Raw genomic sequence first — 17,522 nt, 5'->3', positions numbered from 1 at the left:
GGCTTTATAAAAATGTATGCATTATCGGGTTACCATTAATCACAGCTCCAGGCTAATGTGCTATTGAGTCGTGTTGCTTAAAATACTCATTGGCCAACATGTAATCGTCAACCACACCAATATCAATAAAGTAACTGTCTGATATGTGAGCGATGATATTTATGTTACGGCTAGCGGCCTCTTCAAGAAAAGTCACTTCAAAAGAGAATTTTTCCAAACTACAGGCAGCAAGCAATGAAGCATTAAGCAAATAAATCCCAGCATTGATATACCCTGAACGGCTCTGTTTTTTTTCAACAAAACCTGTGATAGTTCCTTCGGGGTCAATTTGCGCACTGCCGTAACGCCCGGTATCGTGCAAATACTTGGTTACCATAACAATGTCGGTGTCGGGTAACTGCTTAACCATACTGTTTAAGTCAAACTCACAATAGCTATCACCATTAACAACCAGCAAATGGCTTTGTTCCAGACTGAGCTGCCTGACCGCATTAACAATGGCCCCACCGGTTCCCAACGGCTGATCTTCCACGCTGTACTCAATGGGAATGCCCCGATACGAAGAGCCAAAATGCCCCTGTATCACCTCCCGCAGATATGAAACAGCCAGGACGATTTTAGAGACCTCCTGCTCCACCAGGTTATCCAACACCCTTTCAATAAAAGGACGCCCGGCAACATTGATCATCGGCTTGGGCTGCGTTTGTGTCATCGCACCAAGCCGGGTACCAAGACCACCACACAAAACTACAGCAACAACTTCACCGTCAGTGTCCATGGAAAAACTCCTTCTCGACATAACCACAAATCATGTGGCCAATGAGAATATGCGATTCTTGGATCCTTGCGGTATCTGTTGAGGGCACCGCAATACAAAGATCGCTACAATACTGTATTTCTCCGCCTTGACCGGCTAAACCGACTGCAGTAATACCGTGCTCACGGGCATGATTCATCGCCTTGATAACATTGGCCGAATTACCCGAGGTTGTAATACCGATAAAAATGTCTCCCGGCTGGCCATTTGCCTGTAACTGGCGTTCAAATAACTTATCAAACCCATAATCATTTCCCACTGCCGTGAGGATAGAAGTGTCAGTGGTAAGTGCCAGAGATGGCAACCCCGGTCGATCAAAATGGAACCGGCTAACAAATTCAGCCGCTATATGCTGTGCATCAGCCGCACTGCCACCATTTCCGGCCAAGATAATTTTGTTACCACGCTGATAGGCCGCCAAGCAAAGGTCAGCAACCTCGGCAATAGTCGCCATGACGTCAGGTGAATCTAATAAATTCTGCTTAACCGCGATAGATTGGCTAATGCTGTTACGAAAATACATCATACCTTCCATGATTGTGTCCCTTCTTGAGTAAAGTTGAATGAATGAATTTCACCTTCAAGATCAGCCAGTGCAGACTCAACCGCTATTCGTTTCAACGGGTCAACAAATATCATCATGAAACCACCGCCTCCTGCCCCTGAAATTTTGAGCGACTTCGCACCGGCACTCATGGCACGATCTTCTATCTGCTCAATCAAAGGGGTGGAAATGGACGGTGATGTGGCTTTTTTGGCCAACCAGGAATCATAAAACAGTTGAGACATTCCCGATACATCTGAGTGGAGCAGTCGCTCTTTCATCTCAAAAGCCAATTGTTTGACTTCATGCATCGCCTGGAGGGGTTTCTCCGTATTGTCATTGGTATTTTTTACCTGATCATCAATAATCTTGGCCGATGAGCGAGAGACACCGGTAAAATAGAGAATCAGCTGCGATTCCAACTCATTGATAATAGAGCGACGTATCCGCAGCGGATTAACCAGCACACGATTTTCGTCGTAAAACTCCATGAAATTGAATCCACCAAAGGTGGTCGCGTACTGATCTTGCTTACCACCGGATAACTGACAATCGTTGCGTTCAATATCATATGCTAATCGTGCGATATCATATTCACCCAAGGGTAAATTCAAGAGTTTCTGATAAGCACTAATCATCGCCACGACCATGGTCGAAGATGAGCCCAGACCACTTCCAGGAGGAGCATCACAATGGGTATAAACCGTTACAGAGAGCGGATTGCCATTGTTATAATCGGCGATCACTCGGTTATATACTGCCTTATGCAGTACCAAACTATCATCTAATGGCAAGAGACCCGTTAAATTGGAATGATATTGTTCGTCCAAATCCTGCGCATAAAAACTAACACCCGATTTTGAAGTGTCCATTTCAATTGTACAGTGCGCATACATATCTATTGTGGCATTTAAGATGCACCCACCATATTTATCGCAATAAGGTGAAAGGTCAGTACCTCCCCCCGCCAACCCTAAACGGAGCGGCGAACGTGATCTCACTATCATTATAGGTCCTTAATCTTTATGACACATTGAACAGACAATGTGACTAACATCGGCTAATTACATATAACTTATCTATGCATGTCTTCTCTTTATACGCTGCTGTTTACGTTTAGCTGTCTCCTCTTTCTTAATTTCGGCAAGACTTTGCCGACATGAAATATCAAGAGAGATGATTATCGCAATGAGTGCCCAAAATATTTCCGCATAAGGTAAAGAAAGTGCAGCACCGGCCACTGAAAAAGCAACTAAAGAAACTTTAAACATTTTGGCCAATTGGTACTGCCACTGTAATCGTTCGATATCTTTCACCTTGCGCATTATATTCATTAGCGTCAAAAAGGCCGTAACCAGAATTGACACTAAAAGTCCTAACCCGACAAAACCATGATCACCTAGCGTTTGAAAATAAATACTGTGCGCAGCCCAAGCCTTTTCGGTTGGCTCAGGTGATTCAACAAATGACAGTTTATAAAAATCAGGAATGAGAGAACGCCAAACATAACCTACTTCGACCGACCGAAAGCCCGCCCCCAACACCGGTCTTTCCATCGCCATCAGTGTATACATCTTCCAAGATTTCACCCGGATCATGAATGAACCGTCTTCGTTCGCAGTATCGATAGTATCCATGCGGGTATACCACTTCTCTGTCAGAATTAACGAGGCTAATCCTGCAACGATAAGGAACCCAATAATTGTCACTGTTTTACGTTTTGTGGTAATAAAGAAATACAGTGCCACACAGACTAAACCTATAAACCCCCCTCTTGATGCTGTACCCAAAACGGCCAATATGCTGAGCACCAGAGTGATTAAAAGAAATGGTCTGATTTTCGAGTTTCTATATTCAGCCAGAAGATAAACATTTAATGGCAACACCATATCAAGAGCTAGCGCAAAGTGGTTATTATCCGAGAGAATATTGTTGTCTGGCCCTTTGATATGGTGGGAACCACCGGATGCAATAAATTTCAGCCCCTCAATAGCCCCCATGATTCCTAATGACAAAACAAATACCATCAGAATATAGGTAAAATGAACTTTCTTACGGATTATCAAGGTGAGAAATAGAGTTAACAGCATGATTTTTGAGAATTTTTCCCACTCCAACCACACTTTCTCTTCCGGGCCAATAGCGTAATATGTCGTTAGCGTAAAGTGCATATAGATCAGTATCACAAGGAAGAATAGAAAGTTAAAACCAGACTTACTCTTATTCCTATCGAATATGTAAACAATTACAGTTATAACAACCATAATGGTTTGAAAACTAATGCTATGAGCAAAACTATATAGCCAATATGCCGGTACAAACAATCCTGTCCACAGCCATAAAGATACTGAAATATAAGATCGCTTGAATGCAAATATCACTAAAAATGCAAACAAAAATACAAATGCTATATCTCTCATTGAGAATCCTTATCATCCTCATCGATGGACATTTTTGTATAGACGACCAATGCAATCAAACTAAGTAAAAAAAGTAATGATTCCATCAAGTGCCTCCTTCATAAGCATGACGCTTTCTCATTTTATTTAATACAAAGTCACAACACTTCCAATGATATGGATAGAAAGCTCTGCACTGATATGAGGATAACAAATAAAGTGTTGTGTAAATGATAATTCCAATAGGTATACCAATAACAAGCTGAATGACACTCGAATTAAATAAACCTATTAGCCATAAAATAAAGATATACATCACGAGACTAGCAGCCAATGGCGGGATAAATAACAAAACCATGTCGCTGGCTTTCATCTTTACTACAAATATAAATATTAAAACAAGCCACGAAAAAAATAGCAATCCAATCCATAACCTTCCTTGAGCCAAGAAATGAATTCCCGCTTCTTGGTATGACAAGAAAAAAGTAACAATGCCGGAAAAAAACAATATATCCGAGGATATGATTAATTTCATTTTTTTCTTTATGGTCAATACGGTACTCAATACACCATATACAGACATCACAATCATTAAGGGGGACAAGGTATAAATAAGAGCGGTTGCGTCAAGCCACTCATCGCCCAGAATGACCTCTGTAAAAGGAGCTGAAATCGCCATCATGCCAAAGGCACATGGAATAACGATCAACATATTCAAGGTCAACTGCTGAATAAGGCGATTATAAAATTCGGAACTGTCGTTTTTGTTCCTCGATGCTACAGAAAAAAAACCTCGATTAATCGGGACTATCAGTTCATTGAAAGGCAACCAGGAAAATTCCGTCGAAATACTATATAAACCAACCCCTCTCGCATCAGAGATATTGCCCAGTAGCATCACATCAATGCGAGAGCGAAGATAACCTACGATAGACCCGATGTATAACCACTTGGAAAAGCCCCACTGCTGACGCCAATACTTGCACGACAACCTGGGAACTCGTGGAAAAAAAACATAACCGGCAATCGTCTCAACTGTCGCCGAGGCGATGACACCGATGATCAAAGCCCAGTATGACTGCAGATATATCGCTAGAATAATTGATATAATGGCACCTGCAGTTCTCGCAACCATTGTGGTTGCGATAATGAGCTTGAACTTATAGTGCTTTTCCGCCTGATCCAGTGCCACATTTCTTAGCCCGGACAAAAACGGAATGATAGCAACAACTTGAATCACTCCTGACATCGCAGGATTATTTACATATTGGGCTATCCACTCAGCAGAAAAATACAGACACAAGGCGGTAATTGATTTGGTTACTAGCCCCAATGTCCAGATACTATCTAATTCTTGTTCAGTCATATCATCTGAAGAGATGACAAAATGAGCCACGCCGACATGAGAAAAAGCGACAAACATTGAGACAAAAAAAGTCGACAATGCCGCCACACCAAAGTCTGCTGGTGTCAGCAGCTTCAACAAAACCAGTGTATTAACAATACCAATCAGGCGGCCGTACCAATTAGCAATCAAAGCCCATTTTGCACTATGAAACAAGCCTTCGTTATCAGTGAACTGCATTGCTTCACCTACACCATACTGGATATTGCATCTTGCGCTATTTTTTTGTACATATTTTTATGGTATCGATATGTACCCATAAAATGTATTAACGACGCATTTTTGATAGGCTCATTGGAAAGCGGAAATTGATATGTTTGATATTTTGGCCATGATAGCATCGACATTCCAGGCGATAATGAACATATCACATTGGACGATACCTGCTCGCTTCCCCATAGATACCATTTATCACCGATCTCAGCCTCCATCTGGGCTGAAAACTGGCGAAGTATTGATAGATAATGCTCAGAAGCAGGCAAACCTACGAAAGCCGCACAACCACGGAAATATTGACAATCGCTTTCACTAAACAAAGGAAGGCGGTCAAAATACTGTTCCGAGTAACCCTGAATATGACAAGACCCCCATTCTTTGGCAATATTTGCCATCTCCTTCATGGATACAGGTTTTTTCCACTTTTCGTTACCTAAAATAAAACCATGATTGGAAGCAATCGCTTTTGAAACTTCGCCCATTTCGCCATTAATAACGATATCGGCATCAAGCTGAATAACATAATGATCTTTTGCTAAAGTAAGCAGCATAACCAGCCTTTCCCAGCAGTTTCCTCGAGGGAGGTGAGACATGTCTAACTCATCGGCATCATGAATAATAATACCTGGTACATGCTGATTCAGAACGCGTATATCATCCACATCCAAAGTGCCATCACTTAGCACATGAACCTCTTTCACGCCAACATATAAAAGAAAAGATTTTACAGCAACAAGGTAATCATAAACGACCCGTTTTCCAACCATGGATAAAATAGCAACATTGTGAGGAGATGAGTAACTTGCTGGAACCGTCATTGCAACTTGTCGTAAAGTTTTGTCACAACGGTATTTATTAATTTTTGTTGTTATTTTCTCTAGCAATAGGCTCACTTTAGTTACCTCCGTGAACACCCTAAACATAACTTAGTGATGATAAAATCCTGCAACAAAATAATCATGGCACAAGATACTAAATTCAGCCAATCAAGTTGGCAAAAAAATACAAGCAGCACCTATAATTATGTTAAGCATTTCAATGAAATGACTTTTAAAAGGGATGTATTTAGCTTTCTATATGATTTTGAAAATAAAAGGACACCGCTCAAAATGAAAAAAATGCTTAAGGTATATTTGATCTTTTGTGGCTTAATCGCCAATGCTATCTTATTTACAGCTGGTTTTTTCTTTATTGACCAAATATCTCTACATCCAAGCCAAATGAATCAGGCCATCGCAATGGTTAGTGATAAAGTTAGTGTTTTTTCGCCTGAATCTGCTGACTATCTCAGTGAACTTGCTGAACGGCAAGATACACCAGATTATTACGAAGGACATTTTCAACCGACGCACTGGCCAACGGTAGGCCCGCAACAACAGTACCCGCTTTTCAAAACCAGCCGTTATATCTCCGTCGACAACGAAGATGACCTTATCAGCGCAGTAAAAAATGCACGCCAAGGGGATGAAATCGTCATCAAAAATGGACATTATCTTCTTGATAGTAAGCGCTACACAATCAGTAAAGCTAGAACTTCACCATTTGCACCGGTTGTCATCCGTGCCGAAACATTAGGACAAGTAAATTTATACCTTGATTCCGTAGAAGGTTTTGTCATTGACCAACCCAACTGGCAAATTGAAGGTATCAATTTCATTGGTCAATGCAAAAACCACTCACGATGCGAGCATGCCTTACATATTGTTGGCGCAGCAAAAAACACGGTTATCCGCAACAACACGTTCTATGATTTCAATGCGGCAATCAAAATCAATGAATCTAATATGGTTTATCCCGACGATGGCATTATCGAAAGCAATATTTTCGGTATGAACGCGCCACGACAGACTAATCATTCAGTGACTCCTATCAACCTTGACCATGGCAATAATTGGCAGATCAGGAAGAACTTAATCCATGACTTCATCAAACTAGATGGAAATAAAATCAGTTATGGTGCTTTTATGAAAGGGGGGATCCGTGGCGGAGTGATGGAGCAAAACCTCATCATTTGTAATAGCAAAACAGAACAGTATCCTGGAAGTCAAGTGGGGCTATCTTTTGGTGGCGGTGGTATGGATAAACAAGATAGACGTGGAAGTGCAGACTACGAAGTCGCCGATGCTGTAATGAAAAATAATATTATCCTTCATTGTAATGATGTAGGTATCTACAGCCAACGTTCGCAAGATGTCGTCATCAATAACAATATCCTATTCAACACGCTTGGCATTGATAATCGGTTTAAAGAATCTAAGGCTGATATTTTTAATAATATACTCAATGGTAGAATCATGGACAGAGATAGAGCCAAGTCCAACAGAACCAATAATTATGTGTACAATAACTCTTTGTTTTCCAGCGAGCTATCACTAAAAACTATCTTCGAAGAGCCTAATAAAGGAAACTTTAGGATCAAACAGCCTGAAGCATTACTCAATGCAACGCTTAATGCATCAGCGGTGACTGAGTCCAGTATGGATTTTTGCAACAACGCTGTCAAACCAGGTCAAGCCTATGTCGGTGCTATCTATGATGACCGCGGATGCTTCAAACCATAATGTAAAGGAAAATAAAGGCCTAACGTTGTTAACGGAAGGCCTTTATTCATTTTTATTTAAAAGTAAATTAATAAAGTACTTAAGACTAAATTAAACGGCTTCATGTACACAGGCAGACCAAGTATGTTCGAGCAGATAATCACGGCTTTGACGATATACTTTTTCACATTGTTCTAAAAGATCAACATCAACATCCAGTGCTAATGTCTCGGCTGGCTTTTTAACGACAACACCCGAATGAATATACTCTGATGAATCCCCATAATAACGTTCACCCGTTTTATCAAACTTTCTATAACTTGTCGAAAACGGTGTCTTTAACCCGCTAAACGTTTGAATATCATTAAGTACATCCTGTGTATTATCAATAATATTACTTGCGTCATAGAAATAGTAACGTTGTTTGTTTTTTACCAGTTCCTCCACCGTTTCAACAATCATATTTACTCGTTCAATATAGTAACGCGCAGCAAATTCTGGTTGGGTAAAACTATCACCTGGATGTTTTTTACTATAGAGTTTTACAATGCTATTGATTGTCTGAAGGGGCTCCCGCAAACACACGAGAGTGACCACATTTTCGCGTAACAACACATCAGCACTGACATAATGCTCGCTGTGTAGGATTTTATCAAAGTAATATTTAGTAACAGGCTCCTCAGGATCCCCCTGATGAAAATGCAACTTTTGGTTGATTAGACTTTTCCAGCTATAGTAACCAATATGCATCTCATAATAACCAGAAACATCACGATGAGAGCCAATAAGATGACCAATCAACGTGCTATTCGCCCGCATATGACTTAACAATAAAATATGCTTACTCGGCGCCAGAAGTCGGGGGTTAAACAATATATCCTTAACTGATTCCACATTAGACTCCATCTTCTTTGACTATCAACTTTACTCTTGGGGCAAATAGACCGCGAAAGCTCAATAACAGTGTATATAGTAACCACTTAACGCTAAACCTCACCACTAGCCCCTGCCACGCATAGGATACCGCCTCTCGATAGTTACCTCGATTTCGTAAATCTTCCGCAATGATTTTCAGTTGGTTGCTTTTACCATGACGGCACACTTTCATTAACTCTTCATGCTGACTGTTAAGAATCCCTTTTTCATAAATCCTTAACTGATACACTCTTCTCTGCATCTGATCACAACTCGTTGATAAATTCGCTTGTTTGCTTTTATCTGGAATATTGTGGTGAGACATCACGAGCGGGTCATAAAGCATATATTCGGCGCGATCTATAGCGCGGTAATAGATATCACGATCATCCTCGTAACGAAGGTTCTCATCCATACCATCGATATATTGATAATATTCCGCTCGAAATACCAGACAATTCAAATGGGCAAAACCATCACTTCGCAATAGCTGTCCCAAGCTAATAGGATATGCTTTTTGTGATTTTCTAGGATAAAAAGCCAGCTTATCAACCAAGTCTTCTACCCAGATCACCTCGTCTGCTGGTGTTCCATCGCAATAAGAAGCCTGTTGGTTGGATATGTATAAATCGACCTGTTTATTTTCTGAATGAATATTATGGTATAGACGGCTTAGATAGCCCATATCTATCCAATAATCGTCATCATCAATAAAACAAAGGTATTTTCCTTTTGCGATTGAAGCGCCATGATTCATCGCATAACTATGTCCATGTCCCCGGCTCCGCTGAATCAAGGAGCAAAAGCGTACTTTACCTTGATAGTGAACCAACAGGTCTTGATATGATTGCAGATGTTCTGAGCTACTACCATCATTGACCACTATGACTTCATATTCAGCAAAATCTTGGCCTAACACCGATTCTAATGCCTGCCTAAACAAACCAGGACGATTACGGGTCGTGATAATTACACTGAAAAATGGCCTTGCAGAATTAGACATGCTGCTCCTCCAGTGTTGTCAGAACCGGGTTAGACAATTGGCTTGGTGTATACATTTCTGCATCAGGCTGACGCATAAACCACTCGATAAACTCAAGCGTGACTGAGTCAAAACGCAGCTTATCTTCATGTGTGTGCACATAAGGTGTTTTACCCTGCTTTGCAGACGGCGAATGAAAAGACAGAACCATATGCTCATACCCCATCGCTATCTGGTGGCTCGCAGCTCGTATCAGCTCATCAAGATTGGCTCCTTCCGGTGATAGCCGGTAAGTGACGATACCCAATAGCTTCCTCACTATTCGGCTCATAACTCCTCGTCCGTTTAATGAAGACGGGTGATTTTGTAGCCAATGGCTTAACCATCTAAAACGAGCAATACGGCAGCAAGTATGCGGCAAATAAGTAATGTTATTCTGAAAAAATAGCGCATTATTGTATTGGCTAAAATCAGGGCCTTGCTGATGACTGAAATTACTAAATGCACTAATACTGAGATCGACCTTGTACCCCAAGGCGCTCAAGATATCCTGGGTGTTTGCACCGATTCCATACCGTCCGGCAAGATAAGTGACTGGACGATGACCGGTGACTTCCTCAATCTTATTCGTCAGTACCTGTAACTTCTTATACTCAAGTTCATAGCTAAGGTTGCCAGGGTAGGAATACTGGTTTGAGATTTCATCACCTTGTACCGGTTCATCAAAGGGAGGATTTACCCAAGGGTGAAGGTGTGATGCGAACTCAATGATACCTTCTGATTGCTCTTTGCAATACCTTATAACTTGTTGACCGCCCGCACTTGTCACAAAGGGGTAATCCATGGCCAGCGTCACATGCGCACCTAAATGCATCATCGCCTGTATCAAATTGATCAATTCGACATGGTGAGTCACATCGCTATTGCTACGAAAAAAGCCGCCATCCCAATCAAACTCTTCTTCAGCATGGATAACAACAGCAAGTTTAGCGCCCATATAATCCGCCTTTACAATAATTCATTAATTGTTTCACCGACAGTTCAATTTGTTCGTAGCATTGCTTCACCCCATCGACATCCAAACCGTAGGGATCGGTCACCTCGTAGATCATCGATTGACTTATAGGTATGAGGTCATTAATAAAAAACGCATTCCTCACATCGTAATAAGAAGTCAATAGTGCTTTGTTGCGCTCGTCAAAAAAGAAAATAATATCGGTAGGATGCAGATCACGTTGCCGCAAGCATCGGGAGCGGTGCTGTTCGAGGTCATAGTTCATCTGCTGGGCCGCCTGCCGAGCCGACACCGGGCTCTGACGGTTTTCCGGGGCATGAAACCCATAGGAGGCCGTCACTAATTGCTGTGAGTGGCTTTCCAATCTGTTTTTAAACACCTGCTCGGCAAAAGGACTGCGCATTATGTTGCCATAGCAGATAAAAATCAGGCGACGCTCTGGTTGCTCTTTGAAGAGTTTCTTAAGTCGGTACCGTGTTACCATACTGCGAATACGCAGCAATGATGGAATTCGCTTGGTCAATGCCTTGGTGAATTGGCCAATGATAGCCAAGACTTCGAGATAAAATGGTTTGAAATCTGACACAGAAAAACTATCGATGACTTCCTTCCCCCCAGCAATACGGCCATATTGCAGAAAGCGCCGTATTGCCTTAGGCCAACCGCCAGCAGAACGAATCAATCGGCGGGTTTGATATAAATCAGCCGTTAGTGCTCGTGCAAAATAACCGACAGGGTAAGTTTGAAGTATGCTTTCGGCAATTCTATTCGTCGTCAAATAATCAATATAGTACCGCGGAAAATCCACACCACAGAATAAGGCTAGCGGGAGAGAACCCCAAAAACGGGCATTGACTTCAACCAGAATCCACGCGTTACTTTGCAAGTTGCGGCGAAATTCGAACATCGCCACACCGGTATAGTTTACTTTTTCACATATTTTCTTTACCGCAACTAGTTGATCTGGGTCGATAGCGATACTAAAACGATATGAGCTTCCGCCTCCCTCTGATTCAGCATCACGCCGATGGGCAAATGCCACCTGCACTTCTCCATTCACCGCAAATATTGACACCCCTTCCCCTCCCCCTGAAAAGTACTGCTCCACCATAACGGGAGTACGGGTAAAATGGGATTGATGATAATCTGAAGCCTGACGCACAATTGTGACATTCTGCCGGCGATGTAATGAATCTTGATTGAAAGACTGCAGCGGCTTGATAACAAAGCTGTTACCAAATTCGGCAGCTAACTCGTCGTAAGTCACATTCGTTGGGTTAATTTGCTTTCCAGATGCAACAGGAATACCACATGACCTTGCTAACTCTTTTGTTTTCCACTTATCAAACAGAATCTCTAACGCTTCGTCATTGGCAATGGCCAGCTCCGTATGGGCAGGGAGACGGTGTTTTTCTTGCCAAAGTGGATATATTGCACGTTCATCGCACGGCACAATGACATCGAACTGGTAGCGTTCGATCAAGCTCAACACAGCCTCTCGCCAATCCTCTTGGCTGTAAGACTGATAATTATAATATTTTACCGTTTTGATATACCGGCTAGCGCAGGCCGGACTGGCTCGGTCAAAACAAATTACATGCACATCATAGCCAGCTTTCCCTAAGGAACGAATAACACCTAAAAAACTACGTGTATCCTCCCCTATGATTAATACCCTTGGCTGTACCTTTCCTTTCATTGACGTCCCCTGTGCATCATCCTAATTACTCGCCTACCGTTACCGCCATTCCGATAGCTGATGCTTCACGTATCGCAATTTATTCTTCAAAGCCAATAGCGACTTTGATTTACGCATTTCATAAACATAGAGTGAGGACGTGGAATTTGCGAATGTCCTTTTATAGCGAGCCGTTCCAGCCATAAAGTCATATCGACTAAAACCTTGCTCCATAGCCATATTAATTAGCATAAAATGTGAAACCATACCTGGCTTAAGATGCTTATCGAACAAATCATAATTTAATGCACTAAGATAAAATGTAACTCTTCCGTGCCAATGAAAATTATACATAATAGAGATCAATTCATTGCCAGCAGTAATTTTGTGCAAACGCACATGACCTAATGGCACTCCACTGCGAATAAGCATTTCATGAAACCGAGTAAACTGGGGATTACAAAATCCACTCTGTCCGAGTTGATCTCCCCAGCGCTGGATGTGCATCGGCTTTGCCATCTCAAAGTAGGCTAAGGCCTCCTCAACAGAATCTGCCGTAGAAACTTTAAGTTCACCATACTCTTGGTAAAGGCGTATACTGCGCATTATCTGATAGCGGGCACTGCGTGAAATTGCCTCGCTCAATGTCTTATTTTGATCTCTTAGCAGCTCCAGATCGATCTGATATGTATAACTCTCCCAAATCGATTCAATCCCATAATTATCCAACATAGTAGCAGTCACCTCACTATGACTAGCTCCCACGATGAACTTACCGTTGCCCACGATCTCTTGCATCACTGTTGTGATCATTTCATGGCGAATTGAGTCCTCTTGACCTTTCACCATCAAGAAATCGTTATATTCAATCCATGCCTGATCACTTAATTCGTCACCAATACGGTGCAGATAGCAGGGTACACCTCTAAAGAAGCGGTAATAAGAGTCTGTTCGAGTGATAATCACCCCTAACCCGACGACTTCATTGTTTATTTTCGCTTCAACGACATAATAGTCACCAACCAAACTGTTAAACCAACTGCCAATCCATAGCCACGAAAGAAAAATATTTGGCTCTGAACGTGCTTCTAGCTCTGTCCAAGCCTGTTGTAGCCACTCCCGATCAGGGCAAAAGTACAACTCACAATCGATTGCATTATTTTGTCTATTCACTCGCACACCAAAGAGTTAGAGATAAGCCCTATCAGAATTCATTCCAGTAGTGAGTATAGTCGCTATGAAGAAATATTAACTTCGCACTTGTGATAAATTTAGACAAAAAAAATAAACTACGACTATACTTTTTTTGATGTCTTTTGGTATTGATATTAGGGTCTTAGCCAATGTTCAACAAAACAATAGTAACAACAATTTCTGTATTATTATTATCAATAAATCTACTTGCTTGTGGTAATGATTCCCCTGAAATTCATATTGCAAATGCGAAGAACCATATTCAAAACAAAGAGTACAATGCCGCAGTCATTGAACTAAAAAATGCAATTTTAAAAGACAAGATAGCTACAGAACCTCGGGTTTTGTTGGGAGAAATTTATTTGTCACGGGGTGATTACCCCTCGGCTGAAAAAGAGCTGTCAACAGCATTGAGGCATGGTTCAGATGATACCCAGATAGAACTTCTATTGGCTCGAGCTCTGCTGGGAAACAATGACATTACAGCCATTGAAGAATTAGTTTCTAATACTGACAGGCAGAGTTTAAATATTAAGTCTGAATTGCTAGCAATTAATGCCATTGCATTGATGAGAAACAACAACTTAGACAAAGCTCGCTCTGTCTTGAGTCAGGCTGAAGCGCTCGGTTTCAACGGGCTATATTTTAATCTTGCCCATGCACAGTTACTCGCCCAAAAAGAGCAGTTTGACGATTCACTCACCTTACTGAATAAAATGCGAGTGCTTCACCCCGATAATATTGAGGCACTACTACTGACTGCACATGTGCTATCTGTACAATCAAAATATGAACAAGCCACTGTTTTATATCGGAAAATATTAGATACTTCACCAGATAATGCTAACTATAAGCTTTATCTGGCACAAGCTCTTGTCAAAAATGAAAAATATGAAGAAGCAAGGCCCTATATCGCTGATATACTTAAAATTATCCCATCACATACAGTAGCTAATGATCTCCAGGCATTAATTGAATACGCTAACTCCAACTTCATTGAAGCAAGAAGACATGCGAAAACAGCCATCCGGGAAGGCTCAAATAGCTTTAGCTCTTATGTCATCGCTGGGATGTGTGCCTACCTGCAAAATGACTACGAAGATGCTTATCAAAACTTTAAAGTTGTTGCACCTTATCTAAAAGATGATCACTACTTACAGCAACTTTATGTTGCATCCCAATTCAAAATCGGCAAAATCAACGAAGCCTTCAATAACATTAATGATTTCGACATATCAAACACAGATTACAATAATTTTGTCACTAGGATGAGTTTAGAGTTTTCGTCTATTGGAAGAAATAGTGATGCTATGGCCCTTGCTGACAAAGCTGAGTTGCATTCAACAGAAGCGGGGCAATTACGGATTGGTCTAGTGCGAGCAGCAAACAATGACCAACAAGGTATTAAGACATTAGAGAACATTCTAAAATCCACCCCAGACCAACTGGAAGCCAATATTGGTTTAGCTTATTATCACTTTACTAATGGTGATGTTGAAAAAGGCGAAGAGGTCATAGATAAATGGATTGCAAGCAATAACAATGATATTTCTGCACTTTTGCTAAAAGGCTATATATCTATAAAGAAAGAAGAATACACCCTTGCAAACTCAATATTTGAGAAAGTATTAACTCTAGAACCTGACAACATCAAAGCAAAACTATCGATCGCTCAGATCCACGCTTTGAATGACAATGCCGACCAGTCTTACAATGATACCTTCACACTGGCCAAACAATACCCCGATAACTTTACGATCGCTATGTTTTTATACCGGTTTGCATCACAAACTGATCAGGTTGATAAAATCATTAGCTTCTACAAAGATCTACTAAATAATAATCAAAACAACATCAAATTCCGTATGCTGCTGGCAAGGATCTACGCGAATGTCGAACAATCGGACAAAGGGATAGAGTTACTAGAAGAATTGCCGATCATTGAACAGACCGCAGATGTTTGGAGTCTCAAGACTCTGCTCTACTTCCAACTTCATGAGTACCGGAAAGCCTTTCAGGCTGCTGAAAAATGGGTAGAGCAAGACCGTAGCAGTCCAGAGGCCTATCTACGTGTTGTCCAACTAAGCGAGTTAACGAAGAATTTTGATAAGGGTATTAAATATGCGTTAGACGCTGAGAAAATTTTCATTGAACAAGCTTATTTCCCTCTTATGCGTGCAACTTTATTGTTACTCAATCAACAACCATTACTAAGCCAATCCGTATTGGCTGAACTGCCTGAAAAGTTCAAAAATACCAGTTACTACCTCCAGCTGCAAAGTAAAATATATTCTGCATTAGAAGACTACGGTAAAAGCGTCCTTTTCGCAGAGAAACGCTACCACACTTACCCAAGCTCTATTACAGCCAAAGATCTTGCGCTCGCTTATATCGCTAACGATCAATACGATGCGGCTACTGCTCTGCTAAAACGTCGACTCAAAGAAAATCCCGGTTCAGAGGGTGCACTTCATCTGCTTCTCGCACAAATTCAAAATGACGTTGAACCCAAAGCGGCCGTCAATACCTACCTTTCCATATTGAAGAACGAGCCGGAAAATGTGATTGCCCTGAACAATATTGCATGGCTCTATATTAATGAAAATAGCTTTGAGAACGCCTGCCGTTATGCACTCAAAGCCTATAACAATGCACCTAACGCACCGGAAATACAAGATACTTACGGCTACTGTCTTTTAAAAACGGGTCAACATGAAGCATCGATGGCACCGTTAAAAATGGCATACGAAGGAAGGAGCAACAATATTGACATCAGCTTTCATTATGCTGAAAGCCTCATCCTAAATAACCATCCAGAAAAAGCGCGAAGAGTGCTCAATCGAGTTAACCCAGTCAAGGCAGAACACATCGAACAGCAAAAGCGTTTATACCAACAAACTGAAATAAGGTAATACTGCCCCATATAAACAGGGCCAAATAAAACGCTTCTACACATGTTAAAAATTGCGGTACTCCATCAACGGCTTGGAGTACCGCTTAGTTCAGTGGATTACTCTAATTCAACCGGCGGCCTAAATACCATTTCATGCATCACCACATCTTGCGGCAAATCGAGCAATACAGAAATAGTCTGCGCAACACTTTCCGGCTGCATATACTGCGGTCGTTCAGCTTCCCTGAAATTCGTATCTGCCCCGCCAGGGAACAGTGAGGTGACCTTGATCCCGTGTGGTTGAGCCTCTTTCATCAATATCGCACTGAAACCCGCCAACCCTTGTTTCATTGCCGTATAAACAGCCATGGTTTCATTTGAGCGCTTAGCAACAGTACTGAGCACATTGATGATTTGCCCAGACCTGGCCGGTTTCATGACCTTCAATGCTTCGCGGCTCAATAAGGCCGGTGCTCGCAAGTTGACAGCGTATTGGTAGTCAAACTCTTCTAGGGTGAATTCATCAATACCACATTTGCGAGAATTCATTCCGGCATTATTGATCAATACATCTAACCCACCGAGTTTCTCAACCGCCTGTTCGAACAGTCCCACGGCTTGCTCAGGATCACGCAAATCGGCCGCGATAATATGACATCCCGTCAGTGCCGCCAGCTCCTCTAATTTGTCACGATTACGACCAGTGGCAATAATGCTATGTCCTTTATTGCATAACTGTTGTGCCAACGCGTAACCAATCCCACTCGTTGCTCCTGTCACCAAAATCCGCTTCATTTTGTCCCTATCTAGTGATCATCAATATCAACCAGTTTGTCACACTTTATACGATAACCATATGGTTTTATCTGTCTCGGTCATTTGCGCAAAGCAGAATTAAACTGGCTTTAACATCTGCATATCAGC

The 17,522-nt window shown here is 41.6% G+C and carries 14 protein-coding genes; 2 read left to right on the top strand and 12 right to left on the bottom strand.

Features of this window, described 5'->3' with window-relative positions; genetic code table 11:
- Positions 1-52 precede the first annotated feature (52 nt).
- The 6 genes from C9J03_RS18315 to C9J03_RS18290 all read right to left on the bottom strand — a co-directional run bounded on the left by C9J03_RS18315 (position 53) and on the right by C9J03_RS18290 (position 6,274).
- Positions 53-778 carry a nucleotidyltransferase family protein gene (locus tag C9J03_RS18315; protein ID WP_044623625.1) on the bottom strand — a complete coding sequence of 242 codons (726 nt, stop codon included), beginning with the start codon at positions 776-778 and terminating at the stop codon, positions 53-55.
- Positions 768-1,352, bottom strand: coding sequence for a D-sedoheptulose-7-phosphate isomerase (locus tag C9J03_RS18310; protein ID WP_039460451.1), 585 nt, complete (start codon positions 1,350-1,352; stop codon positions 768-770). Before C9J03_RS18310 ends, C9J03_RS18315 begins: the two co-directional genes overlap by 11 nt.
- A complete protein-coding gene (locus C9J03_RS18305) occupies positions 1,340-2,368 on the bottom strand; it encodes a GHMP family kinase ATP-binding protein (RefSeq protein WP_044623626.1) in 1,029 nt (342 codons plus the stop codon). The genes C9J03_RS18310 and C9J03_RS18305 overlap by 13 nt, the downstream gene beginning before the upstream one ends.
- 72 nt (positions 2,369-2,440) lie before the next feature.
- Positions 2,441-3,781: a putative O-glycosylation ligase, exosortase A system-associated gene (locus tag C9J03_RS18300; RefSeq protein WP_044623627.1), complete on the bottom strand. Its 1,341-nt coding sequence runs from the start codon at positions 3,779-3,781 to the stop codon at positions 2,441-2,443.
- Positions 3,782-3,866: 85 nt separating this feature from the next.
- On the bottom strand, positions 3,867-5,345 hold the full coding sequence (locus C9J03_RS18295; RefSeq protein ID WP_044623628.1) for an oligosaccharide flippase family protein: 1,479 nt from the start codon (positions 5,343-5,345) through the stop codon (positions 3,867-3,869).
- Positions 5,346-5,353: 8 nt separating this feature from the next.
- Positions 5,354-6,274, bottom strand: coding sequence for a hypothetical protein (locus C9J03_RS18290; protein ID WP_146149092.1), 921 nt, complete (start codon positions 6,272-6,274; stop codon positions 5,354-5,356).
- Positions 6,275-6,340: 66 nt separating this feature from the next.
- Here C9J03_RS18290 and C9J03_RS18285 point away from each other — a divergent pair, with 66 nt between their 5' ends.
- Positions 6,341-7,942, top strand: coding sequence for a polysaccharide lyase domain-containing protein (locus C9J03_RS18285; RefSeq protein ID WP_052829799.1), 1,602 nt, complete (start codon positions 6,341-6,343; stop codon positions 7,940-7,942).
- A gap of 90 nt (positions 7,943-8,032) precedes the next feature.
- Here the strand turns inward: C9J03_RS18285 and C9J03_RS18280 are convergent, their stop codons facing one another.
- Genes C9J03_RS18280 through C9J03_RS18260 form a run of 5 tightly spaced genes read right to left on the bottom strand, consistent with a single transcriptional unit; the run spans position 8,033 to position 13,684 of the window.
- Positions 8,033-8,815 carry a hypothetical protein gene (locus C9J03_RS18280; protein ID WP_044623630.1) on the bottom strand — a complete coding sequence of 261 codons (783 nt, stop codon included), beginning with the start codon at positions 8,813-8,815 and terminating at the stop codon, positions 8,033-8,035.
- Between the two features lies 1 nt (position 8,816).
- Positions 8,817-9,839, bottom strand: a complete 1,023-nt coding sequence (locus tag C9J03_RS18275; RefSeq protein WP_044623631.1) for a glycosyltransferase family 2 protein — start codon at positions 9,837-9,839, stop codon at positions 8,817-8,819.
- Complete coding sequence (locus C9J03_RS18270; RefSeq protein ID WP_052829800.1) at positions 9,832-10,815, bottom strand: polysaccharide deacetylase family protein; 984 nt, start codon at positions 10,813-10,815, stop codon at positions 9,832-9,834. The genes C9J03_RS18275 and C9J03_RS18270 overlap by 8 nt, the downstream gene beginning before the upstream one ends.
- Entirely contained in the window at positions 10,805-12,532 is a 1,728-nt protein-coding gene (locus C9J03_RS18265; RefSeq protein ID WP_044623632.1) for an arsenate reductase/protein-tyrosine-phosphatase family protein, read from the bottom strand. Before C9J03_RS18265 ends, C9J03_RS18270 begins: the two co-directional genes overlap by 11 nt.
- A gap of 39 nt (positions 12,533-12,571) precedes the next feature.
- Positions 12,572-13,684 (bottom strand): GNAT family N-acetyltransferase, encoded by a 1,113-nt coding sequence (locus tag C9J03_RS18260; protein ID WP_039460434.1) that lies wholly within the window; start codon positions 13,682-13,684, stop codon positions 12,572-12,574.
- A 170-nt stretch (positions 13,685-13,854) separates the two neighbouring features.
- Between C9J03_RS18260 and prsT the strand changes: the two genes are divergently transcribed.
- A complete protein-coding gene (gene prsT / locus C9J03_RS18255) occupies positions 13,855-16,617 on the top strand; it encodes an XrtA/PEP-CTERM system TPR-repeat protein PrsT (RefSeq protein ID WP_044623633.1) in 2,763 nt (920 codons plus the stop codon).
- A 98-nt stretch (positions 16,618-16,715) separates the two neighbouring features.
- Here the strand turns inward: prsT and C9J03_RS18250 are convergent, their stop codons facing one another.
- Positions 16,716-17,393 (bottom strand): SDR family oxidoreductase, encoded by a 678-nt coding sequence (locus C9J03_RS18250; RefSeq protein WP_044623634.1) that lies wholly within the window; start codon positions 17,391-17,393, stop codon positions 16,716-16,718.
- Positions 17,394-17,522: the final 129 nt, after the last annotated feature.

The sequence above is a fragment of the Photobacterium gaetbulicola genome (assembly GCF_003025515.1).
Taxonomy (GTDB): Bacteria; Pseudomonadota; Gammaproteobacteria; order Enterobacterales; family Vibrionaceae; genus Photobacterium; species Photobacterium gaetbulicola.
Note: the sequence above shows the minus strand (reverse complement) of the source record. Positions and strands in the feature narration are given on the sequence as shown.